General features: G+C 29.7%; 29 protein-coding genes. 27 read left to right on the forward strand and 2 right to left on the reverse strand.

The genetic code is table 11. The features are described 5' to 3' along the window. Positions 1–62: 62 nt before the first annotated feature. From VLK81_RS04030 to VLK81_RS04045, 4 genes are read left to right on the forward strand one after another with little or no spacing between them, the layout of a single operon-like run. A complete protein-coding gene (locus tag VLK81_RS04030) occupies positions 63–995 on the forward strand; it encodes an HD domain-containing protein (protein WP_324619400.1) in 933 nt (310 codons plus the stop codon). Between the two features lie 19 nt (positions 996–1,014). Then, the gene (locus VLK81_RS04035) at positions 1,015–1,554 is read left to right on the forward strand and encodes a GNAT family N-acetyltransferase (protein ID WP_324619402.1); all 540 of its coding nucleotides are present in this window, start codon (positions 1,015–1,017) and stop codon (positions 1,552–1,554) included. Further along, positions 1,536–2,273: an NAD-dependent protein deacylase gene (locus VLK81_RS04040; protein WP_324619403.1), complete on the forward strand. Its 738-nt coding sequence runs from the start codon at positions 1,536–1,538 to the stop codon at positions 2,271–2,273. Before VLK81_RS04035 ends, VLK81_RS04040 begins: the two co-directional genes overlap by 19 nt. After that, positions 2,273–2,704 carry a zinc ribbon domain-containing protein gene (locus VLK81_RS04045; protein WP_324619405.1) on the forward strand — a complete coding sequence of 144 codons (432 nt, stop codon included), beginning with the start codon at positions 2,273–2,275 and terminating at the stop codon, positions 2,702–2,704. Before VLK81_RS04040 ends, VLK81_RS04045 begins: the two co-directional genes overlap by 1 nt. A 245-nt stretch (positions 2,705–2,949) precedes the next feature. Here VLK81_RS04045 and VLK81_RS04050 read toward each other — a convergent pair whose 3' ends face one another. Continuing rightward, the gene (locus tag VLK81_RS04050; RefSeq protein WP_324619407.1) at positions 2,950–3,960 is read right to left on the reverse strand and encodes a M42 family metallopeptidase; all 1,011 of its coding nucleotides are present in this window, start codon (positions 3,958–3,960) and stop codon (positions 2,950–2,952) included. 114 nt (positions 3,961–4,074) lie between these two features. Here VLK81_RS04050 and VLK81_RS04055 point away from each other — a divergent pair, with 114 nt between their 5' ends. The 9 genes from VLK81_RS04055 (at position 4,075) to VLK81_RS04095 (ending at position 10,439) form a co-directional block, all read left to right on the forward strand. Further along, positions 4,075–4,491 carry an NUDIX hydrolase gene (locus tag VLK81_RS04055; protein ID WP_324619409.1) on the forward strand — a complete coding sequence of 139 codons (417 nt, stop codon included), beginning with the start codon at positions 4,075–4,077 and terminating at the stop codon, positions 4,489–4,491. After that, positions 4,488–5,420 (forward strand): DNA-binding protein WhiA, encoded by a 933-nt coding sequence (whiA, locus tag VLK81_RS04060; RefSeq protein ID WP_324619411.1) that lies wholly within the window; start codon positions 4,488–4,490, stop codon positions 5,418–5,420. Before VLK81_RS04055 ends, whiA begins: the two co-directional genes overlap by 4 nt. Before the next feature lie 26 nt (positions 5,421–5,446). After that, a complete protein-coding gene (locus VLK81_RS04065) occupies positions 5,447–5,716 on the forward strand; it encodes a hypothetical protein (protein WP_324619413.1) in 270 nt (89 codons plus the stop codon). Beyond that, positions 5,676–6,869, forward strand: coding sequence for an aminoglycoside phosphotransferase family protein (locus VLK81_RS04070; protein WP_324619415.1), 1,194 nt, complete (start codon positions 5,676–5,678; stop codon positions 6,867–6,869). The genes VLK81_RS04065 and VLK81_RS04070 overlap by 41 nt, the downstream gene beginning before the upstream one ends. A 4-nt stretch (positions 6,870–6,873) precedes the next feature. After that, a complete protein-coding gene (locus tag VLK81_RS04075; RefSeq protein ID WP_324619416.1) occupies positions 6,874–7,575 on the forward strand; it encodes a TVP38/TMEM64 family protein in 702 nt (233 codons plus the stop codon). Next, a complete protein-coding gene (locus VLK81_RS04080) occupies positions 7,544–8,215 on the forward strand; it encodes a TVP38/TMEM64 family protein (protein ID WP_324619417.1) in 672 nt (223 codons plus the stop codon). Before VLK81_RS04075 ends, VLK81_RS04080 begins: the two co-directional genes overlap by 32 nt. Positions 8,216–8,436: 221 nt before the next feature. Then, positions 8,437–8,856 carry a C-GCAxxG-C-C family protein gene (locus tag VLK81_RS04085; RefSeq protein WP_324619418.1) on the forward strand — a complete coding sequence of 140 codons (420 nt, stop codon included), beginning with the start codon at positions 8,437–8,439 and terminating at the stop codon, positions 8,854–8,856. Next, positions 8,847–9,662 carry a nucleoside hydrolase gene (locus tag VLK81_RS04090; protein WP_324619420.1) on the forward strand — a complete coding sequence of 272 codons (816 nt, stop codon included), beginning with the start codon at positions 8,847–8,849 and terminating at the stop codon, positions 9,660–9,662. Before VLK81_RS04085 ends, VLK81_RS04090 begins: the two co-directional genes overlap by 10 nt. A 57-nt stretch (positions 9,663–9,719) precedes the next feature. Next, a complete protein-coding gene (locus VLK81_RS04095) occupies positions 9,720–10,439 on the forward strand; it encodes a rhodanese-like domain-containing protein (RefSeq protein ID WP_324619422.1) in 720 nt (239 codons plus the stop codon). A gap of 69 nt (positions 10,440–10,508) precedes the next feature. Here VLK81_RS04095 and VLK81_RS04100 read toward each other — a convergent pair whose 3' ends face one another. Next, entirely contained in the window at positions 10,509–10,904 is a 396-nt protein-coding gene (locus tag VLK81_RS04100; RefSeq protein ID WP_324619423.1) for a GrdX family protein, read from the reverse strand. Positions 10,905–11,009: 105 nt separating this feature from the next. On the opposite strand from VLK81_RS04100, the gene VLK81_RS04105 reads away from it, so the two are divergent. From VLK81_RS04105 to VLK81_RS04170, 14 genes are all read left to right on the forward strand, one after another. Further along, the gene (locus VLK81_RS04105) at positions 11,010–14,432 is read left to right on the forward strand and encodes a DNA polymerase III subunit alpha (RefSeq protein ID WP_324619424.1); all 3,423 of its coding nucleotides are present in this window, start codon (positions 11,010–11,012) and stop codon (positions 14,430–14,432) included. 12 nt (positions 14,433–14,444) lie between these two features. Next, positions 14,445–15,404: a 6-phosphofructokinase gene (gene pfkA, locus VLK81_RS04110; protein WP_324619425.1), complete on the forward strand. Its 960-nt coding sequence runs from the start codon at positions 14,445–14,447 to the stop codon at positions 15,402–15,404. 13 nt (positions 15,405–15,417) lie between these two features. Continuing rightward, a complete protein-coding gene (gene pyk, locus VLK81_RS04115; protein ID WP_324619427.1) occupies positions 15,418–17,184 on the forward strand; it encodes a pyruvate kinase in 1,767 nt (588 codons plus the stop codon). A 71-nt stretch (positions 17,185–17,255) separates the two neighbouring features. Next, entirely contained in the window at positions 17,256–18,479 is a 1,224-nt protein-coding gene (locus VLK81_RS04120) for an arginine deiminase (RefSeq protein WP_324619429.1), read from the forward strand. Positions 18,480–18,533: 54 nt separating this feature from the next. After that, positions 18,534–20,093, forward strand: coding sequence for a 23S rRNA (uracil(1939)-C(5))-methyltransferase RlmD (rlmD, locus tag VLK81_RS04125; protein ID WP_324619431.1), 1,560 nt, complete (start codon positions 18,534–18,536; stop codon positions 20,091–20,093). A gap of 209 nt (positions 20,094–20,302) precedes the next feature. After that, positions 20,303–20,557: a hypothetical protein gene (locus VLK81_RS09835; protein ID WP_456151808.1), complete on the forward strand. Its 255-nt coding sequence runs from the start codon at positions 20,303–20,305 to the stop codon at positions 20,555–20,557. A gap of 117 nt (positions 20,558–20,674) precedes the next feature. Next, positions 20,675–21,205, forward strand: a complete 531-nt coding sequence (locus tag VLK81_RS04135) for a GNAT family N-acetyltransferase (protein WP_324619432.1) — start codon at positions 20,675–20,677, stop codon at positions 21,203–21,205. Between the two features lie 130 nt (positions 21,206–21,335). After that, positions 21,336–21,434 carry a helix-turn-helix domain-containing protein gene (locus tag VLK81_RS04140; RefSeq protein ID WP_456151807.1) on the forward strand — a complete coding sequence of 33 codons (99 nt, stop codon included), beginning with the start codon at positions 21,336–21,338 and terminating at the stop codon, positions 21,432–21,434. A 363-nt stretch (positions 21,435–21,797) separates the two neighbouring features. Then, positions 21,798–22,325 (forward strand): RNA polymerase sigma factor, encoded by a 528-nt coding sequence (locus tag VLK81_RS04145; RefSeq protein ID WP_324619434.1) that lies wholly within the window; start codon positions 21,798–21,800, stop codon positions 22,323–22,325. Beyond that, positions 22,322–23,110, forward strand: a complete 789-nt coding sequence (locus VLK81_RS04150; protein WP_324619435.1) for a hypothetical protein — start codon at positions 22,322–22,324, stop codon at positions 23,108–23,110. Before VLK81_RS04145 ends, VLK81_RS04150 begins: the two co-directional genes overlap by 4 nt. Further along, positions 23,091–23,978 carry an ABC transporter ATP-binding protein gene (locus VLK81_RS04155; protein ID WP_324619436.1) on the forward strand — a complete coding sequence of 296 codons (888 nt, stop codon included), beginning with the start codon at positions 23,091–23,093 and terminating at the stop codon, positions 23,976–23,978. The genes VLK81_RS04150 and VLK81_RS04155 overlap by 20 nt, the downstream gene beginning before the upstream one ends. Further along, positions 23,971–25,164 carry an ABC transporter gene (locus tag VLK81_RS04160; RefSeq protein WP_324619437.1) on the forward strand — a complete coding sequence of 398 codons (1,194 nt, stop codon included), beginning with the start codon at positions 23,971–23,973 and terminating at the stop codon, positions 25,162–25,164. Before VLK81_RS04155 ends, VLK81_RS04160 begins: the two co-directional genes overlap by 8 nt. 154 nt (positions 25,165–25,318) lie before the next feature. Then, entirely contained in the window at positions 25,319–25,600 is a 282-nt protein-coding gene (locus VLK81_RS04165; RefSeq protein ID WP_324619438.1) for a hypothetical protein, read from the forward strand. Beyond that, entirely contained in the window at positions 25,576–26,103 is a 528-nt protein-coding gene (locus VLK81_RS04170) for a hypothetical protein (RefSeq protein WP_324619439.1), read from the forward strand. The genes VLK81_RS04165 and VLK81_RS04170 overlap by 25 nt, the downstream gene beginning before the upstream one ends. The last annotated feature ends 29 nt before the right edge of the window (positions 26,104–26,132 follow it).

Raw genomic sequence — 26,132 nt, forward strand, 5'->3', positions numbered from 1 at the left:
TTAAGCATAAGCTCTCTTTAATATTCAGTAATTTAATAATATTAAAAGATAATGGAGGATTTATGACTAATAACAATCTTACTACATTTGTTGGAATAGTTTCAGATCTTGTAGAAAAAACAACATCAAATAGTGAGTCTTATATTAATTTTAGTTTAAATGATAAAGTGACCAAGATAGATACAAAAGCTTGGCAAACTACAATGGAAGAAATGAATGAAAAAAATATTGAAAATGGGTCATTTGTAATCATTGAGGGAAAAATAAATAGATTTAAAGACAAAGATCAAATTATTATCAATAGAAGTAATGAGGGCCTAAGAATTAGATTAATAAATGAAAATGATCCGATTAATATTGATCAATTTATTAAAACTGCTCCATTAAAAGATGATATTATGAGAAGTTATTTTAGAGAAAAAATTTCTGAAATTGAGGACGCTGAATATAAATCATTTATGGAGCAAATATATTTTGATTATGAGAATAAAATATTAAGCTATCCTGGGTCAATTACTGTTCATCACGATTACAAGATGGGATTAGCCTACCACATGTATAGGATGCTTAAAAGTGCTCATGCATTAGCTGATGTTTACAAAGATATAAATAGAGATTTACTTACTATTGGAGTTTTACTTCATGATATTGGAAAAGTAAAATGTTACGATGTAACTATAGATGGAGTAAGTAAAGGTTACACTTTAGAAAATGACTTAATTGGTCATATTGCAATTGGAATAATTATTTTAGAAAAATATGAGCTTAAAGAAGACAAGAAGGATCTAATAAGACACCTAATTTTATCTCACCATGGGAAAATAGAATATGGTGCTGTGGTTCCTCCTATGTTTAAAGAGGCTCTAATACTTCATATGGTAGATAATTTAGATGCTAGAATGACAATTATGGAAGATGAACTTGAAAAAATTGAAGAGGGACAAGTTTCTGATAGGATATTTTTCTTAGATAGGGCAAAAGTTTATAAATTTTAAAATTGATAAAGGTGATAGAGTGGATAAAAGAGTTGAAATTAGGCAAATTACCGAGAAGGATGCAGATAACCTATACAATTTAATAGAAAAAAACAAGGCTTTTTTATCTACCTGGATGGATTTTTTTGAAAAAGTTGACAAAAATTCAGTTGTATATTCAATAGAAAAATGGAAAAAAAGTATGATACTAGGGGAAAGTTTTGAATTTGGAATTTTTCTAAACAATGATATAATTGGAATGGTAAGTCTCATAATAGAGAAGGATGGTAATCTTGCAGATCTTGGTTACTGGCTTGGAGAAGAGTATACAAAAAATGGCTATGCAACTGAAGCGGTAAGCTATGTGCTTGAATTTGCCTTTACTTTTTTAAGCCTAAATAAAGTTCAAATCAAAGTGCACGAAGATAATTTTAAATCTCAAAATATTCCAAAAAGACTTGGCTTTAGATACGATGCAATCCTAAGAGAACATCAAAGGCTACATGGTAGGTATGTAAACTTATTTTTATTTTCAATGCTTAAAAGAGAGTGGAATGAACTATGGAAAAAAACAAATTAATCGATAAAAATATTTTAAAAAAACTAATTGAAGAATCTGACAATATTGTATTTTTTGGTGGAGCAGGAGTTTCAACTGCATCAAATATACCTGATTTTAGAAGCCCTACTGGCCTTTATAATGAAAAAAGTGAATTTAATTATCCACCAGAATATCTTTTATCCCATAGCTTTTTTGTAGAAAATCCAAGGGCATTTACAAAATATTACAAAACAAAATTAATCTATAAGGATGCTAAACCAAATGCTTGTCACTTTTCTCTTACAAAGCTTGAGAAAATGGGAAAATTAAAAGCTATTATCACTCAAAATATTGACTCGCTTCATCAAAAAGCGGGATCAAAAAATGTTATTGAAATTCATGGGAATCTAAGAGATTATTACTGTATATCTTGCGGTAAAACTTACTCTGAAGATGAAATTTTAAAGACTGATGATTTGAATATTTGTGAATGTGGTGGAATTATAAGACCAGATATTGTACTTTATGAAGAAGGTCTTGATATGGATAAATTTTCTAAGGCTATTAACTATATAAGTAATTGTGATCTGTTTATAGTTGGAGGTACAAGCCTTGCAGTTTATCCTGCAGCTGGGCTTTTAAGATATTATAATGGAAACAAGCTAGTAATTCTCAATATGGAAAAAACACCTATGGATGAATTGGCTGATTTTATCTATTATGGAGATATTAGTAAGATAATGGAGGATATTATTTAATGAATGGATTAAAAAACTCATTTAAAAATTTTATGAAAGGAAGATATGGTGGAGATGAGCTTGGAGAAGCACTGAAAAATTCATCAGCTGTTTTCTTAGTAATTTCAATCATACTTTCTTTTTTATTAAAGGAAAGCAAAATTCCATACATCCCATTTTTCTTTGCAATAGTGTTTTTTGTAAGCTTTTTATTTAGATATTTTTCTAAAAATAAAATAAAAAGAGGTTCAGAAAATTACTTGTTTATGGCAGGAGTAAATAAAAAAGGATTTAAATTCGATGGATTTAAGAAAAAACAAAAAAAAGATACTAAAAACTTTGTTTATTTTAAGTGTCCATATTGCAGTCATGACCTTAGAGTTCCAAAGGGAAAAGGAAAATTAAAAGTTAGATGTCCAAAGTGTAAAAATACTTTTGAAAAGAGAACTTAAAATATTTTTTCTAGATTGGAAAAGATAATAAAGTTTTATAGATAATAGGCTTGAGAAAAGAAAACTCTAGCCTATTTTTATTTATCCATTTTTATTACAAATTATACTTAATATAATTTAAAATCTTTGAATTAAATAAATAAATGACTTAACTATTATTTTCTATATTTAATAAAAAATACTACCAAAAAAGAGCTGAACAGACTTTATTTTCTGATTCAGCTCTTAAAATTTATTTTATATTTTTATCTTTCAACAAAAGCTTTCATTAGCTTAATTGTGTTTTCAATTCCTCTTTTATGAGTTCTTTCTAGAGTATGTGAGTGGCTAACGCCAGGACCAATTAGACCTGCTCTTATATCAAAACCAGCTCTAAGAGCCGCAGATGCGTCAGAGCCATAAAAAGGATATATATCAATTGCATACTCAACATCATTTTCTCTTGCTAATTTTTCAAGTTCTTTTCTAAGAACTAAGTCGTAAGGACCTGATGAGTCAAGGGCACAAATTGTAACAATTTCTTCTTTTGAAGATTGGCCAGTATCTGGAGCTGACATATCAACAGAAATTAAGTCTTTTGTTCCTTCTGGTAAAACTGTTGCTCCGTGTCCAACTTCCTCATAGTTTGAAATTAAAAAATGAACAGTTCTCTTTGGAGTTTTGTCTTTTAAATATTCTGCTAGTCCAAAAATAGAAGCAACGCCAGCTTTGTCATCAAGATGTCTAGATTTAATAAATCCAGCTTCTGTAAATACAGTTCTAGTGTTTAGAGAAATAAAATCTCCGATTTGAATTCCTAGTTTTTCTACCTCCTCTTTACTAGAAACTTCTTCATCTAATACTATGGACATAGTATCGTAAGTTCTTTCACCGCTCTCTACATTTTTAGGATGAACATGAACTGAAGAATCATTTAATCTAACAGTTCCATCATAAACTTTTTTATCAGAGTGGATTTTTACATATTCATTTTCAACAGTATTTATTGGATAACCACCAATTTTGTGAAAAATAATTCTTCCATCTTCTCTAATATTTTTAACCATTAGTCCTAGAGTATCAACATGACCTGTAAAAGTAATTACATCTTCTTTGTCCTTACCTTCTATAGTAGCTATTAGTGATCTTTTGTGTGTTCTTCTTGTTTTTATTCCAAGCTTTTTAAATTCTTCTTCACAAAAATCAAGGGCATCATCTGCCATACCAGTTGGTGAAGGTATATTTAATAATTTTTCTAATATATCTAAGCTATACATATAATCCTCCTTTAAATTTTATCAACTTAATTTTACTATTAATTTTAAGATAAATCAATTTTGTATAAAAGCTATACTTATTGTATAATAGTTATAGTTATTTTGGAGGACGATATGAAAGAGACTAGTAGTGGAGGAGTAGTAGTAAGAAACGGAAAAGTTTTGATATTAAAAAAGTTCCGCGGTGACTGGGTTCTTCCTAAAGGTAGATTAGAGGAAGGGGAGAATATTCGGCAAGCTGCTTTAAGAGAAGTGCTTGAAGAAACTGGAGTTAGTGGAACTATTAAAGAATATATTGGATATTTAAAATATAATTATAAACATTCAAATGGTGAGATAGTTAATAAAACAGTCCACTATTTTTTAATGTATGATTTAGATAACACTATTCCTGTTCCGCAAAGAGAAGAGGGATTTTTCCTTTGTTATTATATGGACTTTAGGTCGGCAATAAAAAAACTTAGGTATGGAGCAGAAAAAAACATGGTAAAAAAAGCCTATCAGCTTATTCAGAGGAATAATAAAAAATGACTTATTCAAAAAATGTTAAAGATGAAATTTCAAAGTTAAATATAGATGATAAGCTTTCAATAGCTGAACTGCAAGCTTTTACTAGAACTAATCTTGTAGTATCTGTTTCACTAAATGGCAAGATTTCACTTACATTTACAACTGAAAATAGCTCAACTGCAAGAAGGATATTTTCAATAATTAAAAAAGTTTATCTTTATGAAGCAAAGATACTTGTTAGTAGATCAGAATTAAAAAAGAATAGAACTTATAAGATACTTGTAAAAGATGAAGAAATTTCTATATATATTTTAGAAGACTCTAATATTGACCATTCGGTATTTAGGGATTTAAGTTTTAAAGATCCTGATAAGGGAATACATTATAGTGATTTAGAAAACATGAAAGCTTTTTTAAGGGGAGCTTTTTTAGGAGCTGGAACTATTGTTGATCCTAAAAAATCATACCATGCAGAAATTATTTTTGCATCAAAAAAAGCTGCTGAAATTTCCATAGGTTTTTTAAAAAAACTTGGAGTAAATTCGAGCCTAACAATAAGAAAGGAAAATTTTATAGTCTATATTAAAGAAGCAGATGATGTTTCGGATTTTCTATCTATTATAGGAGCAAACAAGGCTGTAGTTGAGTTTGAGAATGTTAGAGTCTTAAAAGAAGTAAGAAATAATGTAAATAGGATTGTAAATTGTGAAACTGCAAATATATCAAAAATTATAAATGCTTCCAGCAAACAACTGGAAGCGATTGAAAAAATAGAGTCGAAACTAAGTAGGGAGGAAATCCCTGAAGGCCTTTATGAACTTATGCAGCTTAGGAAAAAATATAGGGATGATTCTTTAAAATCTCTTGGAGAAAAACTTGAAAAGCCAGTTGCTAAAAGTACAGTTAACCACAGAATGAAAAAAATAATTGAACTTGCTGATAGCTTGTAAGAAATAAGAAAAGGAGCTAATATAGTATGCTTATATTTTTGCTAAGGAGCTTTTTACTTGAAGATTTTAAACTTTTATCCCCACTTTTAGAAAGAGAGGATAGAAAAGATTTAACTAGAAAACTCACTTTAGAAAATCTAAACTTAATTAATAGCTTTGAGCATATAAATATTTCTTTTGATAACGATAAGAATTTTGAATTTTTTCCAGAAGAAAAAATTGAGCTATCTAGAGATAAGCTTATGGAATTTTCTCATGGTAAGGACTTTAAATCATATACTTGTTTTTTTTTCTGACATAGGAGATTTAAGTGAAGAAGCTATTAGAAACTCACAGGACCTAGCTAGTTGCTTTGACATAGTTATTACTAAAACTGAAAATAATTTTATTGGAATTTTATCTTCTAAAGACCTAAGATTAATAAATGAAGTTTTAAGCTTAGAAAAAAAGTATGATACTGATAAAATAATTTCTATGTTAAAAGAAAAAAATCTTAGAGTAAAAGTCTTAGAAAAGGGCTTTGGAGTAAGGGATTTTAAATCTCTAGTTGAACTTGAATATAGGAAAAAATTAAATGATCTTGGATTTGGAGAATATAATATTAACTTTTTAAGAGATAATATTGTTTATAGAGTTAATATATCTTCTCAGATGGGCTTGGGGAAAAATCAAATTAAATATGAATATGATGCTTTAAAAGAACTTGAAGACTCAGGTGCTACTCCAAAAGTATTTTCCTTTAAGAAAGAGGGTAAGTTTTTAAAATATGGGTCTTTAACAATGGAGTATGTAGAAGGTAGGCCGCTAGACTATGATAGGGATATGAAAGTTGCAGCTAGGCTTTTATCTTCTATTCACAATGTAAAAATTGAAAATAGCAAACTTATTTATGCTGAAAAACCTTTTTTAGATATGTATAAAGAATTTATAAATATGTTTGATTATTATAGAAAATGGGAAAACAAAGATAAAAACACTGAACAGACTATTCTAGAAATGTTAGATATTGCAAAAAAATCAGGATTAGATGAAAAAATAGAAAATCCCTGCATAATAAATACAGAGCTTAATAATAGAAATTTTATTATTGGAGATAGGCCAACAGTTATTGACTGGGAGAAACCAATAATTGGTGAATGTGAGCAGGACCTTGCTCACTTTACTGTTCCAACTACAACAAATTGGAAGACTGATAAAATATTATCTGAAAAAGAAATAGAAGATTTTTTGTATGAATATGAAAAATTCAGACATGTAGATAGAAAAAAATATAGAAAATATCTAATGTTTAACTCATTAAGAGGTATCACTTGGTGTGCTATGGCAAATGTAGAGTACTCAAAAGTTAGAAGCTTGTCAAATAATGATACCTATGATAAAATAAAGTTGTTTTTAAGTAACGATTACTTAAAAATGTTAAAAGAAAAATTTTATAAAATTATGGGGTGAGAAAGTGACAAAGGAAAACAAAAAAAGATTAATTCTATTGGGAATTGTTGTAGTTTTTATTGCTATTTACTTATTAGTTCCACAAGTCAACTCTTCTATTAATTCGGCAATGGCCGCTTTTGGAAAGGGATTTGATGGAGTATTTGCTTATATTAAGAATTTTGCGGATGAAAATATGGCTCTAGCTATTACAATTTCATTTTTATTAATGATAATGGCATCCATTTTATCGCCAATTCCACAATTTTTTGTTACTCTATCAAATGCTGCAATTTATGGATTTGCAGTAGGTGTAATTGTTTCTTGGACTTCTGCAATGTTAGGAGCTGCAATTTGTTTTTATATTGGAAGAATATTAGGTAGAGATATTGTTGAAAAGCTTGCTACAAAAGAAGGAGTAAAAAATATAGAGGAATTCTTTATGAAGCACGGTTCAAAGGCAATATTTGTAGGAAGACTACTTCCTTTTATACCTTTTGATGCAGTTTCATATGTTGCTGGATTAACTCCTATTACTTTTGGAAAATTTTTTCTAGCTACAGGAATAGGACAAACACCGGCTACTATTGCTTATAGTTATTTTGCAAAAGACTTATCTAATGCAAGAACTTTAATGTGGGGCTTAATTGGTCTATTTGGTCTAGCGTTTTTAAGTTATTTACTAAGGGTATGGTATGGAAAAAGACAAAAGAAAAAAAATATTTAAGATAATTTTAATTGTTATAATTTCAATAATATCCATATTTTTAATTAGAACAATAAATGTTAATAATTTAAGAAATTTTGTTGAGAGTAGCGGAGAAGCGGCAGATCTTGTCTATGTTCTTTCATGGGTAATTCTTCCTATATTTTTATTTCCAGTTCCTATTATAGCCTTTGTTGGAGGAGCTTTATTTGGACTTTTTAAAGGAACAATTTTAACCCTAATTGGTGCTAGTATCAATGCTTCGATAATGTTATATATTTCAAGATATTTAGCAAAAGACCTTATAAATGAATATATATTTAGCAAAATTAAGAATGAAAAACTTAAAAAAAATTTAAAAACTGACAATCAAAAGGCACTTTTTACAATATTTATTATTTTAAGATTTACTCCGCTTGTAAGTTTCAACGCAGAAAATTACCTAGCTGGACTAACTAATATAAAACTTTCAACTCATATTATTGAAACCTTGATTGGAGTACTTCCTGGTACAATTATCTTTTTAAATGTTGGGGACAAGATAATTGGAAACTCAATACCTGCAATAGTTATAGCAATTGTTCTTTTAATTATTTTAGCAATTGTTCCAACTTTTGTTGGAAAAAAATATTTTAAGGAAGAAATTGATAAGGATAAATAAGAAAAGTTTGATTTATAGTTGATGAACGTTGAAATATAGAGCTTGCTTTTTAAGAGTGCTAATAATCAAGTAAAAGAATATTTTTCAAAGAGAATTTTTCAAATAGGGAGATTAAATTAAAAATCTCTCTATTTTTTTAAAATATTTTATTGCCTTATTAAATTTAGCTATTTTTTAGAATATATTATTTCATAGTAACTTTTAAAAAAAGAGGAGGATATATGGAAATAGAAAAAGTAAATAAACTTATGGAAGAAGGATTATCTTGTGGCCAAGTGGTTTTAAGATATTTTGAAGATAAAATTAATTTAGATAGAAAAGTTTTAGAAAAATTATCAGCTGGATTTGAAGCTGGAGGATTTAATGGAGGAAAGTGTGGAGCTTTACTTGGAGCCTACACAGTTTTAGGATTATTAAAATATAATTTTGATGATGAATCTAAGGTAGAAATGATTAAGTGTATTTATTCTCTAAATGAAAATTTCAAAAAAGAATTCAAAACTGATATTTGTGAACAAATGCTAGGGAAAAATCCATCAACTGAAATAGGTTTAAAAGAAGCTATGAGTGAGGGAAAAATTCAAAGCACTTGTCCTAGAGCCATTACTCTTGCTATTGAGGAGGTTGAAAAATGCCTTTAATAGTTGATTTTGATAATACAATTAGCATTAGAGGCTGTGACGTAGATGATGCTTTTGCACTTTTTTATTTAATAGGATCGAAAAGCAAAATAGATCTAGTTACAACAACTCATGGCAATTCAAATGAAGATGATGTTTACAAGGCTAGCTTAAAAATGTTTAAGGATCTAGATATAAAAATTCCTCTTTATAAGGGTGGCTTACACGAAGACAAAGGAGCTTTGGCAATTAAAGATTTTGTAAATAATAATAAAGGAACAACTATAATATCTTTAGGGGCAACTACAAATACAGCGAAAGCTTTAGATTTTGGAATGAAGGCTGAAAACATTGAAAAGATAATTTTTATGGGTGGAATTTTTGAACAGCTTCAATTTAAAAATAGGATAATGGATGAGTTAAATTTATCGGTTGACTATAGGTCCACTATAAAAGTTCTAAAGGCGGTAAAAAATAATTATATAATTACTGGAAATGCTTGCCTTCCTCACAAGTACACAATAAATAAGGATACAATATTTAAATCTACCTACCTTAACTATATTAAATCCCATCTTTTAAGCTGGCTTGATGATTTTGAAGAGGCTTATGATGAAAGAGAGACAGTGGTTTGGGATGCTATCACAACTGTTTTCTTGCTTCATGAAGAATTTTTTAACGTAGAAAAAAAATCTATTGCTCTTGGAGAAAATTTAAAAAATGGGTATCTTAAAAATGGTAAGGATAAAGAAATTTTCTTTCCTTGGGTTAAGGATGGAATAAAAATAATGGATCATATTATTGATGTTATTGAAGGAAGTAATTAGACTTCATTTTTGTAAATTTATAATATCCTTACTATATTTTAGGAAGGTTTGATAGATATGGATATAGCTCAATTTATTATTTTGGGAATTTTTGTAGTTTTAGCCCTTGTTTATGCATATTACTATTTAAATTTTGGCAGGTTTAAAAAAACTAGAATATCTGGAAATGAACTTGAAAAGTTAAGTTTTAAAGATGCTTTAGTTGTTGATGTAAGGACAAAAAAAGAATACGCTGCTGGACATGCTAAAAATGCGGTAAATATTCCATATTCAGCAATGGATAGTGGAATTCGTGCACTTGATCCATATAAGGATAAAAAGATTATTTTTTATTGCACACTTGATGTAATGAGTAGGAAAGCTTTTAATCACTACAAAAGCCTAGGCTTTAAAAATATTTGGGTTGCCGATGGATTTAGACAATATAGCTATGATAAAGTTACTTTCCCAATAGTTCTAATGAATGATTTTAAGGGTAGACTTTTGGAAAATGGAACCGAACCTTTAAATATGGATGAGGACAAGGAAATGAAAACTGAATATAATATTTCAGATAGAAGTTTTATTGATTTTATGGATATGAATACCAAGTATGGACTTTTTGGAAAGGATTCAAAAGAAGCCATAAATCTTGCCCAAAACTTAGATAAGGCTGGCTACAATATTTTCCTATTAATTGAAGATTTTAAAAGAGAAAATTTTGTAAAAGCTTTTGATAAGGAAGATTTTGAAAATTTAAATTCAAGTAAACTTGAAGAAGATTTTTGCCCAGACTGAATGTAGAAAATTGGCATGGTATGCTAAATATGAAAGCCCCCTTTAGATTAAATCTAAAGAGGGCAATTTTTATAGTAACTTTTCTTTTGCATCGGATACTAAAGATAGGTCTATATCTTTAAAATCTTTATGAATTCTACCAATCCACTGAGGTGTAAGTCTAGAATTTTGAAATTTATCATAAACCATAATTGCATCTTCCATAATTAAAAGAGAACTTGTATCAAGTTTATTTTCTCCATCTTTTACTTTTTCTAAAATTACAGACTTGTAAGGAGTTTCATTTGGTTTTATGCTTCCTGAAAGTGGGTGAGTTGTAAGTTTGTAGCCTTCATGAATCAAACTTCTACATTTTAATAGAACATCCTTGTAGCTATACTCTTCCTTATAGTCGATTTCAAATTTATCTCCAAGCTTTTCTACAACTTTGTCATTATTTGTAATTATTAAAAATTCTTTTATCATATAATCCCTCCTAAGCTTAAACTAAGTTTACCATTAAAATTTATTTAAGTAAATACAGGGCCAATTTTACTTTTATTATGATAAAATATAAGTGGAGGGATTTTTATGAATTTTGTACATCTTCATGTTCATACTGAATATAGTTTGCTAGATGGATTTTCAAGAATAGAAAAAATAGCAGATGTTTTAAAGAAAAATAATATGAATGCTATTGCTATAACTGATCATGGGTCTATGTTTGGTACTATTAAATTTTATAAAGAGGCAAAAAAGCAAGGCTTCAAGCCTATTATTGGATGCGAGATATATGTTAATGGAGAAGATAATAAATATTATCACCTTGTTCTTCTTGCAGAAAATAATGAAGGATATAAAAATTTAATGAAAATTTCTTCAGAAGGTTACATAAATGGTTTTTATTATAAACCTAGAGTTGAAAAAGAGTTTTTAAAAAGCCACTCCCATGGAATAATTGCTCTTTCAGCTTGTATGCAGGGAGAAGTTCAAAAGGCTATAATAAATAAATCTTATGAAGAGGCTAGAGATACAGCAATTTCTTATGAAAAAATATTTGGTAAAGGCAATTTCTTTTTAGAGCTTCAAGATCATGGAATAAGAGAGCAAAAAATAATTAATATGGTTAGTAGAAGAATTTCAGAGGAAACGGGAATTCCTATGGTTGCAACCAATGATTGCCATTATTTAGAAAAAGAAGATGCTGATTATCATGATGTTCTCCTTTGTATTCAAACGGGTAAAACTTACATGGAAAAAGATAGAATGAAATTTCCATCAGAAGAATTTTACATTAAATCTTATGATGAAATGAAGGAGCTTTTTAAAAATTATGAGGGAGCTTTAGAAAATACTGTTAAGATTGCTGATAGATGCAATGTAGAAATTGACTTTTCTTCTAATCATTATCCTTTTTTTGAAATACCTAAAGCTTATACTAAAGATGAATATCTTAAAGAATTAGCTTTTAATGGTTTAGATAAACTTGGAATAAATAAAAGTGATTATATAGATAGGTTAAATAAAGAACTTGATGTTGTAATTTCAATGGGCTATCAAGACTATTTTCTAATTGTTTGGGATTTTATTAAATTCTCTAAAGAAAATAAAATTCCTGTTGGACCAGGAAGAGGTTCTGCTGCTGGTTCACTTTTAGCATACGTTTTAGGTATTACTGGAATTGATCCATTAAAATATAATCTTCTTTTTGAAAGATTTTTAAATCCTGAGAGAGTTTCAATGCCAGATATTGATATTGACTTTTGCTATGAAAGAAGAGAGGAAGTTATAGATTATGTAAATAGAAAATACCATAAGGATCACGTGGCTCAAATTGCAACTTTTGGTACTATGGCATCAAGACTAGCTATAAGAGATGTTGGAAGGGTTTTTGATATGCCCTACAATTTTGTTGACAAGATAGCCAAAATGATCCCTATGCAAATTAATATTTCTATTAAAGAAGCTTTAGAAATAAATAAAGATCTTGAAAAACTTTATAGGGAAAATCCTGATGTAGAAAAATTAATTAATTATTCTATGGCACTTGAGAAGATGCCAAGACATGTTTCAACTCATGCAGCTGGCGTTGTTATATCTGAAGGTGTTACTACAGACTATGTTCCTTTGTCAAGGAGCAAGGACGTTCTTACCACCCAATATACTATGACTGAACTTGAAGAGCTTGGCCTACTAAAAATGGATTTTTTGGGACTTAGAACTCTTACTGTTATTGATGACACTATAAAACTTGTAAAAAAACTTAAAAATATAGATATTGATATTGAAAATATAGATTTAAAAGATAAAAAAGTTCTTGAGATGTTTACCTATGCAAAAACTTTAGGCATTTTCCAGTTTGAATCTACTGGGATGAGAGCTTTTTTAACAGAACTAATGCCTGATAGATTTGAAGATTTAATTGCTGCAAACTCACTTTTTAGACCTGGGCCAATGCAGCAAATTCCTACTTATATTAAAAATAGGCACAATCCAACTTTGGTACAATATATTCATCCGATGCTAGAAGATGTTCTTAAGGAAACTTATGGATGTATAGTATATCAAGAACAGGTTATGCAAATTGTACAGAAATTAGCTGGTTATACTCTTGGTGGAGCTGATCTTTTAAGAAGAGCTATGAGTAAGAAAAAAATGGCAGTAATGGAAGAAGAAAGAAAAATTTTCATTCATGGCAAAACTGATAAAGATGGTAATATTTTAATTGATGGAGCTGTTAGAAGAGGTGTAGACGAAGCTTCAGCAAATAAAATATATGATCTTATGATTGACTTTGCTAACTATGCTTTTAATAAGAGCCACTCAACAGCCTACGCTCTTTTAGCTATGCAAACTGCCTATTTAAAAACTTATTATAAAGAAGAATTTATGGCAAGCCTAATGAGTTCAGTTATAGGTAATAAAACTCAAATAGCTTTATATATAGGGGAGTGTAAAAGACTAGGAATAAATATCTTGCCAGTAGATGTAAATTATAGTTATAAAAATTTTTCTATAGATGATAAAAGTATAAGATTTGGAATGCTTGCTGTAAAAAATGTTGGTAGAAACTTAGCTGAATCTATCATCAAAGAAAGAAAAAAATCAGGAAGGTTTACTAGCTTTGAAGATTTCATTAAAAGAATAATAAATGAGGATAAATCTTCTTTAAATAAAAGGGCAATTGAAGCACTAATTAAAGTTGGAGCCTTTGAATCTATGGGTATCAATAGAAAAAGTTTAGTTCATTCATTTGAAAATATAATAGATAATATTTCAAAAGAAATGAGTAGGAATATAGATGGACAACTAAATTTATTTGGAGATGAAAATGTTTTTGAGGAAAAAAGTTCCTATAGTTTTGAAACTATATTAGAAGAATATTCAAAAAAAGAAATATACAAGATGGAAAAAGAACTAACAGGCTTATATATTTCTGGATCTCCTTTAGAAGATTATACTGACTATATTAATGAGTATAGAACTATTTCTAGTGAAGACTTTACTAGCGATTCTGGAGAGGATTTGGATAGCTTAGACAATACTTATGGGGTAGTTGTTGGTATAATAGATAAGAGGCAGGATAAAAGAACTAAAAATGGTGAACTTATGACTTTTATAAATTTAGATGATGGACTTGGAGAAATTGAATTAATAGTCTTTCCTAAAGATTTTATAAAGTATAGAAATATACTTCTAGAAGATGAGGTTATAATGGTTAAGGGGAATATAAATGTTAAGGAAAATGAAAATCCTAAAATCATAGCTCAGTATATAGAAAAAGCTAAGGAAAATGAAAAGACTCTTTATATTCAATTAGAAGATAGTGGAGATATTTTTGATAGAGTTAAGGAAATATTTAAAAGACATCCAGGTAAATCTAAATCTGTCATTTATTTTAAAGATATTAAAAAATATATTCAAAGCAAGAAAAATTTGTACGTAAGTATAGATGATGATTTTCAAAAAGAATTAAGTAACTTAATTGGAGAAAAAAACATATATATTAAATAAGAAAGGGAAAGTATGAAAACAATAGGGGTTTTGACTAGCGGCGGCGATGCACCTGGCATGAATGCATGCATAAGGTCAATTGTAAGAAGTTCAATCTATTCAGGTTTAAAGGTTAAGGGAATAAAATTTGGATACGATGGTTTAATTAATAGAAAAATTATAGATATGGATGTTTCTTCAGTTGCCGATATTATTCACAGGGGAGGAACTATTTTAGGATCTGCTAGAAGTAAGGAATTTGAAACAGAAGAAGGACAGTATAAGGCCATAAAAATTTTAGAAGAAGAAGGAATCGAAGGCCTAGTTTTACTTGGAGGAGATGGGACTTTTAGGGGAGCTCATGAAATTTCCAAAAAGGGAATAAAAGTTATTGGAATTCCTTGCACAATTGATAATGATATGGGATATACAGATCTAACAATTGGATTTTCAACTGCTGTTGGGACTGTTGTAGAAGCAATAGGTAGACTAAGGGATACCTCTTCTTCACATGGAAGGGGAAATGTTTTAGAAGTTATGGGTAGAAACTGTGGAGATCTTGCTCTTTATTCTGGAATTGCTGGTGGAGCAGAAAGCATTGTCGTTCCAGAGATTGATATGAACTTAGAAGAAATTATTGAAAAAGTAAACCAAGGAAAGAAAAGAGGCAAACTACACCATATAGTTATAGTTGCAGAAGGCGTTGGTGATAGTTTTAAAATTGCAAAAAAAATAGAAAACTCTACTGGAGTAGAAACAAAGGTTACTGTTCTAGGACATATTCAAAGAGGCGGAACTCCTAGTCCTGAAGATAGAATACTAGCTTCAGAGTTTGGATCTTCTGCAGTTGATTTATTAATTGAAAATAAAACCGATATAGCGATAGGGAAAAAGAATGGTAAAGTTATTTTTAGAACTATAGAAGAAGCGGTTGAAACAAAAAAAGAATTTAACACATATCTCTATGAGATGAGTAAAAAACTTTCAATTTAGGAGATGACAAGGTATGCAAAATTATGAAAAGAAAACTAAGATAGTTTGTACAATTGGTCCAAGCTCAGATTCAACTGAAATGCTTGAGAAACTTATGAAAGCAGGAATGAATGTATGTAGATTAAATTTCTCTCATGGTTCGCATGAAGAACATAAAGTTAGAATAGATAGAATTAAGGAAGTTAGAGAAAGATTAAATTTACCTGTAGCTATTATGCTAGATACAAAAGGACCAGAAATTAGATTAAGAGATTTTGAAAATGGCGAAATTGACCTTAAATATGGTGATAGATTTACTTTAACTACCAGGGAAATTATTGGAAATAAAAATGAAGTTTCAGTTTCATACAAAGACCTTGCTAAAGATGTAAAAGCTGGCGACAGGATTTTAGTTGATGATGGTCTTTGTGAACTTAGGGTAATTGAAGTCATAAATGGAGAAGATATTGTTTGTGAGGCTAGAAATTATGCTACCTTAAAAAATAAAAAAGGTGTAAATGTTCCGGATGCAAATATTAATCTTCCAGCACTTACTGAAAGAGATATAGAAGATATTAAATTTGGTATAGATAATGAGATTGACTTTATAGCTGCATCATTTATTAGAAAACCTGAAGATGTTTTTGAAATTCGTAAAATATTAGAAGCAAGCACTTGTCCAAATATTGGGATTATTTCCAAGATAGAATCTCAAGAAGGTGTAGACAATATCAAAGAAATTGTAAGAGCATCTGATGGGATAATGGTTGCCAGAGGAGATCTAGGCGTTGAAATTGAAACTGAAATTATGCCACTTGTACAAAAAGAAATAATTAGGCTTGTAAATTCTCTTCAAAAACCAGTTATTACAGCAACTCAGATGTTAGATTCAATGATAAGAAACCCAAGACCAACCAGAGCAGAGGTAACAGATGTTGCAAATGCAATACTTGATGGATCAGATGCAATTATGTTATCAGGAGAAACAGCGGCTGGAAAATATCCGCTTGAAGCAGTTGAAACTATGACTAGGATAGCAATAAAGACAGAAAATTCTGAAGAATTTTTAGAAGCAATGGCAAAGAAAATTCAAACAAAAAATGCTAGTACAAGTGATTCAATTGCTAAGGCTTCAGTAAATATTTCCAACTCTGTAAATGCTTCTTCAATACTAACTGCAACTTCAACTGGCGAAACATCTAGACTAATTTCAAAATACAGACCCAATAGACCAATTATAGCTGCAACATATTCAAAAGAGGTAACAAGGGCACTTTCATTAGTTTGGGGAGTTTATCCAGTCTTAACAGATGTTTCAGAACATACTGATGAAGTTATAGAAAATTCAATAATAGCCTCTCTTGATGAAAAATTAATTAAAGAAGGAGATCTTATCGTTATTACAGCTGGAATTCCAGTAGGAGTTAAGGGAACTACAAACCTAATTAAAGTTCATACTGTTGGAGACATAATAGGTGGTGGAACAGGAATTGGCTTTGGCTCAGTAACCGGCAGGGTTTTAAAAATTGAAAAAATAGAAGATTTAAATAGATTTGAAAAAGGAATGATAATAGCATCAAGATATACTGACAAAGATTTTGTAGAAAAAATAAAAGAAGCAAAGGCAGTTTTAACTATAGAAGGAGGACTAACATCCCATGCAGCTATTGTTTCACTAAACTACAAAGTTCCATGTATAGTTGGTATAGAAAATTTACTTGAAGATGTTGTAGATGGCGAAATAGTAACAGTTGATGCTGAAAAAGGAATCCTATATAGAGGGGAAGCAAGAGTATTATAAATATAAAAAAAGCTTGTTATTTTTGGAATTCTATATTATCATAATATAAGACAAGCAAAAAGGAGGAAGTCATGGATAAGATAAATGTTTTTTCAGAGATTGGAAAATTAAATTCCATTATCTTACACAGACCTGGCGAGGAGCTTACAAATATAGTACCATCCTTAATGGATGAATTATTATTTGATGAAGTTCCTTATCTAAAAAATGCACAAATTGAGCATGATAGATTTGCCGATATTTTAAGAGATAATGGCGTTGAAGTTCATTATATTGAAAAACTTGCAAAAGAGTCTATAGTTTCAGACGAAATTAGACAAGAACTCATTGAAACATTTATAGATGAAGCTTCAATAAGAGGACTTGAAGAAATTAAATTAGTTAGAGAATATCTAGAGAGCATTAAAGACAACCAAAAACTAATTGATAAGATGATTGCAGGTATTAGAAAAGAAGAAATTGGTCTTAAATCAAATAGTATTCTTTCAAGAAAAGATAGTGTTAGAGAATTTTACTCAACTCTACCTATGCCAAACCTTTACTTCACAAGAGATACATTTGCCCTAGTTGGTAGTGGGGTTTGTATGAATACAATGTGGTCAAATGTTAGGCAAAGAGAATCAATTTTTGGTGATATGATCTTTAAAAACCATCCAGCCTTTAAAGACAATAAACCTAAGTATTACTACAACAAAAATAGCAACTACACTTTAGAAGGTGGGGATGTAATTGTACTTTCAAATAAAATAGTTGCAGTTGGTATATCTCAAAGAACTGAAGGAAAAGCAATAGTAGAATTTGCAAAAAATCTACTTTCTTCTGATGATGGATTTGAAAAAGTTTTATGCTTAGCACTTCCAATTTCAAGATCAACTATGCACTTAGACACAGTTTTTACCATGATAGACAAAGATTTATTTACAGTGTACCCAGGAATTAGAGGTTCATTAGAAATACTTGAACTTACACTTCAAGATGGAGAAATAAAAATAAAAGAGCTTGGAAAAGATATAGAAAGAGTACTTTCAGAAAATCTTGGAACAGATGGTGTAACATTTATAGAAAATGGACCAAGAGGTATGATAGATGCTGAAATTGAACAATGGTCTGACGGTTACAACACACTAGCAATAGGTCCAAGAGAAGTAGTTGTATATGAAAGAAATGATGCAATAAATGAACTTTTATATAAAAACAATGTCAAACTTCATAAACTAGTTGAGGGCGAACTTTCAAGAGGAAGAGGAGGCCCAAGATGTATGTCAATGCCTCTTAATAGAGATAATTATTTTTAATAAACATAGCCCTTTTTGCAAAAGCAGAAAGGGCGTTTTACATAGGAGATTAAAATGAAAATTACGGGAAAAATAGTAGACATAACAGACGAGGGAAAAGCAGTTGTAAAAAATGATGGAAAAGTAATTTTTACAGATGAAGGCTTAATAGATGACATTGTAGAGCTAGAAATAAAAAAAGAAAAGAAATCTTATTTAATAGGTGAAACCATATCCATACTTCAAAAATCAAAGGATAGAATAGAACCTTTATGCCCATATTATAAAGAATGCTCTGGATGCAGATACCAAGAATTATCTTATGAAAAAGAATTAGAAATCAAAAAAAGATCAGTAGAAGAGAAAATAAAAAGATTAGCAGAAATTGATTTAGATATAGAAATTAATGGGGGAAAAGAAGAAGGATATAGGAATAAAATTAGCCTCAAATCAGATAATAACTATAATTTAGGTTACTATAAAAGAAAAACTAACGATTTAGTTAAAATCGAATCCTGCAAAATAGCAAATGAACTTATCAATAAAACACTAAAACACATTTTAGAAAATAAAAACAGCATAGAAAAGGACGCATTATTAAAAGAATTAGTAATCCGTAAAGGATTAGATGACGAAATAATGATAATAATTGAAACAAATTATGCCGGAAGAAATTCTTTCTATAAATTATCTGAAAAACTTCAAAAATATAATTATATAAAATCAATTTATATAAAATATAAAAATAAAAAGACAATGCCACGAGATTATACATTTAAGAAAATATTTGGAGAAGATAAAATAAAATATAAATATGGGGAATATGAGTTCTATTTTTCTCCTGATTCATTTCTTCAAGTTAATGATTTAGTTGCGCCTAGTCTTTACAAAAAGGCAAAAGAACTTATAGATGGGAAAAAGCCAAAAGTGTTAATAGATCTATTTTCTGGAATAGGAACAACAACAATAAATTTTTCAAAAGGACTAGTTAAAGCAGTAGGAATAGAGATAAATGAATATGCAGTAGAAGATGCCATCAAAAACTCTAAAATAAATAATTTAGATAACGTATTTTTCTATAAATTAGATGCAAATAAAGAATTTGACCAAATAAAAAGACTTAAACCAGATTTAATAACAGTAGATCCACCAAGATTTGGACTTTCAAAAGATTTAATAGAGCAAATAGTAGTATCTAAAATTCCTAGTATTCTATACATCTCTTGTAACCCATCAAGCCTTGCTAGAGACTTAAAAATATTTAAAGATAGCGGATATAAAATAGAAAACATAGAATTATACGATATGTTTCCAAGGACAGTGCACGTGGAGACGGTAGCACTTTTGTCCAAACTTGATGTCGATAAGTATATAAATATTGAAATTGAGATGGATGAGCTTGATTTGACAAGTGCTGAAAGTAAGGCAACATATGCCCAAATCAAAGAATATGTTTGGAATAAATTTGAATTAAAAGTTTCGACATTATATATTGCACAGATAAAAAGGAAATGTGGAATAGAATTACGAGAACATTACAACAAGTCTAAAAAGGAGAAACAAATTATTCCACAGTGTACACCTGAAAAAGAAGAAGCCATTATGGATGCTTTGAGACACTTCAAAATGATTTAATAGAAAAGAATGACTGTATATGACTTTCTGCTTTTATTACATTCCTACTTGGTATAGGAAGAGCTATTATTCCTTTCTTGCAAGGTATCAATTAGAAAATAGGCACAATATAAAGATTGATAGGATCATTTTTATATTTAAAGAAGCGTTGAAATGATTGATAAAATCAATAAAAAATTTTGGGATAAATTTGCTAAGCTATATGCTCCTTGCATGAAAAAAACAAAGGAGTATATGATAGAGTTTGCGAATACATTCGTCCTCATTTGAATAAAGATATGGAGGTGCTTGAACTTGTTTGTGGAGTAAGATCTTTCTTATCTTATAAATTCGATATTACAAAGCATAAGAATTACAAGTTGCTGGAAGATTATGATGAGAGAAATGGTTTTGATATTGAAAAGTATATTACACGAAAGGGTAAAACTAAGATAAATGGTAATACAGTGATAACAAGATTGTAATATTTACTGTAAGAGTCTACACGGGCGAGGGATTATTTAATAATAGTAGACTATTTGATATAATAGAATTAGATAAATTAGAATTTATCGGGATAAAAGAGAGGACTGCAAGGCCATATGAAGCATGAAGAAATAAGAGGAAAAAAAATTATACTGCGCAGGCAAAGAGAAGAAGACGCTCCGTTTTTCGCCTATTGGTTTAATCAGCCGCAGGTTATGTTTCAATGCGGATTTGAGAAGACAACCGATGAAGAAGAGGAGAAAAGAACTATTAACGTCAGCCACAAATCGGAAGACTCGGTTTGGTTTACGATTACTGATCTTGACGGTAATATTATTGGCGAGACCGGTTTGCTCCGTATGTTTCCCGCGTGGCACCAAACCGATCTGACGATTATTATTCCAGACCCTGCAATGCAGCATAAAGGATATGGTTCGGAAGCAATCCGCATCATGCTGGACATGGCATTTCATGAGTATGAGATGCATCGTGTCTCGATCGGCGTGGTAGGGTTGAATACAGATGCACTGGAATTCTACAAGAAAATCGGTTTCAAGCAGGAAGGTATTTTAGAAGAGGCATATTATTATAACGATGAGTACAGCGATTTTATAATGATGCGAATCCTTAGCCAAGAATGGAAATAAGCGACAAATTCCAGTTTGTCGAGCTAAATAAAACTAAATACTAAAGATACAAGACGATAGAAATTAAAAACTCTATCGCCTTTTTTTATACTCAAAATTAGGAGGTTAAAATGGCTAGGATAAACCAATTATATTTAAAAATTTAGGAAGAATATGTAAGGCTCTATCTTGCACTCCTAATGATATTATTAGTTTTGAAGATAATTTTAGTGACAGGAATAGAAAATGAGTTTAAGGACAGAAGATCAAGTAGAAAAATTATCTAATGATGAAATAACATAATTGTCGCTTGGTTACTTGGGTACAATCATGGCTCTCAATAGGGTATATATTATATAATTGTATTAGGAGTAATAGAATTAATGAAAACACTTAATCACTATTTTAGTGAAATATGTACTTCTTAATTCTTTTTTATTTGAGAAATTAAGATAATGAGGCAAAAATGAGGAATTATGAGATGATAACAGCACTTTATGAGAAATAGTAAAATAAAGTAAAAATTTTTCAAGATATAAAAAACTATCTTTTTTTGTATTACAATCGTTATATATTATATAAGGCTATTTTAGAGGTAGGAGAATTGTTAGATATGAGCGTAGATTTTTTTCTTATCTGTCGCATTAGAAATGGTGATGATAAGGCTGCAGAAATAATAATTCGAAAATATTATATGAAAATCTTTGACTACTGCAAGTATCATTCCGAGAATATACATACAGCCGAAGATTTAACACAAGAGGTATTTTTGATTTTTTTAAAGAAAATTGATCAATATAAACATAGGGGTAAACTTTTAAATTATTTATATACGATTGCTCGCAATAAATGTATTGATGAGAGAAAAAAAGAAAGTAATAAAGATATTTCAATTGAATGTATTGCCTATGAGGTATCATCAAGTTCTATTGAATCGGAAAGAACAATAGAATCTTTATATGTTAGGCAAACGGTTGAAAAATTACCATCAGATATTAGAGAGGTTATAATCATGTATTATTTTCTTGATATGAAACAGCGAGAAATTGCTGATATATGCGGTATTTCATTAGAACTTGTAAAATACAGATTGAAGAAAGGTAAAGAAATGATAAAAAAGTATATAGGAGGTGAAATATGAAACAGATGAATTTTTCTGAAGATAGACTAGAAAAATTTCTCAAAAATGTGAATAAACAAAATAAGCAGAAACCGTCTAAGGAAGCAATAGATAGTTTAGTTCTCAAAGCTAGAGAATTGATCAATAGCAAAGATAACGAAAGTAGAATTGGATTTATTGAATTTATTATTATACAAGTCCGAATCATGAAAAAAGAGTGGTGGCTTGCACAAACATTTTTGCTTTTTATTGCAGCAAAATGGTTATCTATTTCGGATGGTGAAGCTTATGTACAAAGAGGGTTAAGCATAATAGCCTCATTGTTTGTTATACTCGTAATTCCTGAGTTATGGAGGAATATTGAGAATAAATCTATAGAGATTGAGGAAACTTCAATTTTCAATTTACAAAAAATATATGCAGCTAAACTTATAGCTTTTGGTTTTATTGACACTACTATTTTGACACTGTTTTGTATTTATGCTGTGCAGATGCAAGAAATCATGTTTGAAGATATTTTAAAGCAATTTATATTTCCAATTATGATTGCTTCAATGATTTGTATGAAGGCATTTTCTGGAAGAAAATATTTTAACCAACTTATAACAATGATTATATGTATTGCTGTAAATATGGTTTGGATGATGATTGTATTAAACGAGTATATCTATTTAAAAATAACTCCTTTTGTTTGGGTGGTGATGTTTAGTACAAGTATTTTATTAACAATTTATTATATTAAGAAAGCCTTACACAACAACATTAGTCACTTGGAGGTGAAAATCAATGAATTTGGTTTTGAATAAAGTAAAAAAAAGTTTTGGAAATATGAAGGCTGTTGACAATGTTTCGATTGAAATGGAAGAAGGTCTATATGGATTACTTGGTTCAAATGGTGCAGGCAAGACTACACTTATGAGAATACTATGTACCGTTTTGAAGCCTACAGAAGGTTCTATATGTTATGATGGTATGGATATATTTAAGATGGATGCTCAATATAGGGATATTATAGGATATCTTCCACAAGAATTTGGATTTTATCCTAATCTTAGCGTAAAAAAGTATCTTTCCTATATTGCTTCGTTAAAAGGATTAAAAAATAAAGCGGCAGAAAGACGTATTGATATTTTACTAGAAACAACGGGAATGAAGGAACATTCGCTTAAAAAAATGAAAGAACTATCCGGAGGAATGAAGAGGCGTGTAGGTATTGCTCAAGCATTATTAAATGATCCTAAAATACTTATACTTGATGAACCTACGGCTGGACTTGATCCAATTGAGAGAATAAAATGTAGAAATTTATTAGGTGAACTTGCAAAAGGTAAGATCGTACTTTTATCTACACATATTGTTTCCGATATAGAAGCTATTGCCAAAAAAGTATTTGTCATGAAGGAAGGGAAAATTATAAAAGAAGGTACAGTTGAAGAATTGTGTTCAAACATTCCTTGTAAGGTTTGGCTGTATTGTTTAAATACTGATGAAGCAGAAGAATTTATCAGTAGATTTAAAAGTTCTATCAGTGCAATAAATAATAATGGGAAATATACTGAACTAAGAATTTTATCAGAAAATAAGCCTAATGAAAATGCTAGGCGTGTTGATGCCACACTTGAAGATTTGTTTTTCTATTACTTTGGGATAGAAGGTGGAAATAAATATGATTAGACATGAAATTAATATAGTATTTAGTAATCGTATAAATAGGCTTGTATTACTATTTTTATTGGTCATAGCAGTCGTTTTAAGCATATTTGCTGTTTGGAGTGTAAGCTATGTTGACAAGGATGGAAATACACATAATGGATTATTTGCTGCAAGGCAATTAACTGAAGCTAAAGCTGAATATGCAGGGAAGTTAAACTCTGATATTTTTGAAGATATAGTAAATACAGATAAGCAAATTAAATGTGAATATGGAAACAAAATCCCAGAAAACATATATGCTAATAATATGCAAAAATATATGGATATAAAAGATTTTATGGTTAGCACTATATCTTATGGAGGCGATATAGACTATACAAGATTTGATACATTAGATTCAGATATGGCAAGAAATATGTATGCTATAAGAGATGATAACATTGTTCACTTAATCGACGAATATGGAACTACAGAGGAGAAAATAGAGTTTTTGAAGAAACAATATTCAAAGCTTGTTACTCCATTTGATTACGCACCTGCAGATTCATGGATTACTATGGGGCTATATGCAACAACATATGCAATAATATTGATTATATCTATATCATTTATTACATCTGGAATATTTTCTGAAGATTTCAAACTGAAAGCAGAGTCTGTATTCTTTAGTACAAAATTAGGTAGAAGCAGGGGGACTAAGACTAAGATAGTAACAGGATTGTTTATGGCTACAATTATTTATTGGGGAGCAATGCTTATTCTTTCAATTATATCCTTTGCATTTATGGGTGTAAGTGGAGCTAATTCACCAATTCAAATTGAATATAGTTATTGCATGTACAACTATACATTTTTAGAAAGATATTTTGTTATTATGCTTGCGGGTTATGTAGGGAGTTTGCTTTCAAGCGTGTTGACAATGCTTGTATCAGCTAAAACACATTCACCACTTATAAGCTTATGCGTTCCTATGATATTATTTGTGGTCTCTCCATTTATTGGTAGAGTATTACCGTTTGATGGCTTTTTCAACATAACACCGGATCAGTTAATAAATGTATATAACTGTATTAAGATACCTTTATTGTATCAATTTTTAGGGAATGTAGTTATGCAGATACCTATGATAATAGTGATGTATTCGATTATTGTAATAATAACGATTCCATTTATTTATTCAACATTTAGCAAATGTTGTCAAAACTAAGTTTCTAAATAATCAGCTAAAAAGTGGTATGTAGCTTGTTGCAGTGCCAATTAGGGATCCTATATGCATATATTGAGCATAGTAGCAAGCGAATATTGTAAATATAACTGATTATTGGGAATATAAATTAACTCAACAAAGGAGGAAAAAAACAATGAAGATTATTAATGATTCAACAGGAACACCTGTACTTAGAAGAGCAGGATGTGTATGCGACAGTGGTTGGAAAAGTACAATAGGATTGAAAAGACACTCAGTTGGGTTAATTGGATATGAAGATTGGGTTGGTTCACCTGATGGAAACAATGGTAGAATACTGATATTATTAGAGCCTAATGGCGGTGTTCATAAGAGTGTAAGGTTAAATTCTTATGGTAATTTCACTTATAAATTAGGTGGAGGAGACAATGCATGGCAATATACAAGAAGGTTTTAGCTATATTGCTTTGTGCTTTTATGATTCCGGTTATGTTTTTACTAGCAAGCTGTGGTAAAGAGTCAGTATCAGAAAAGAAAGGAGATATAGAATTTCCTGTCGATGATAAGGGATATCCACAAAACAATGTGGTAATGATAAACAACAAAGCTTATCCTATAGATCTTGTAGGAGAATCACATATGGGTTCTGAAATAGAAGTTAAAATGGATCAAGATAGCGATATTGTTGAGATTGTTCTTCCTCAACGTCTTCCTATTAATTATTGGAGCCTTGATGAAAAAGAAAATTTGAATTTAGTTTCTTACAGTATGATTGATTTTCCTATTAAAAACGAAAATATGCTTGAAGGCCCATCTCCAGCTGTACAAAAATTTGTGCTTAATGTTGCAAGAGAAGAAACTTCAGAAATTTTACTAAAGTGGGCAAATGTAGATGAAGTGGATAAGTTATTTAAGGATAAAAAAGAGGACTATCTATTGAAAATTGTAGTATCTTATTAGGAGAATTTTTGTCACAAAGGCGACTAGAA

The organism is Citroniella saccharovorans, assembly GCF_035481615.1.
Lineage (GTDB): Bacteria > Bacillota > Clostridia > Tissierellales > Peptoniphilaceae > Citroniella > Citroniella saccharovorans.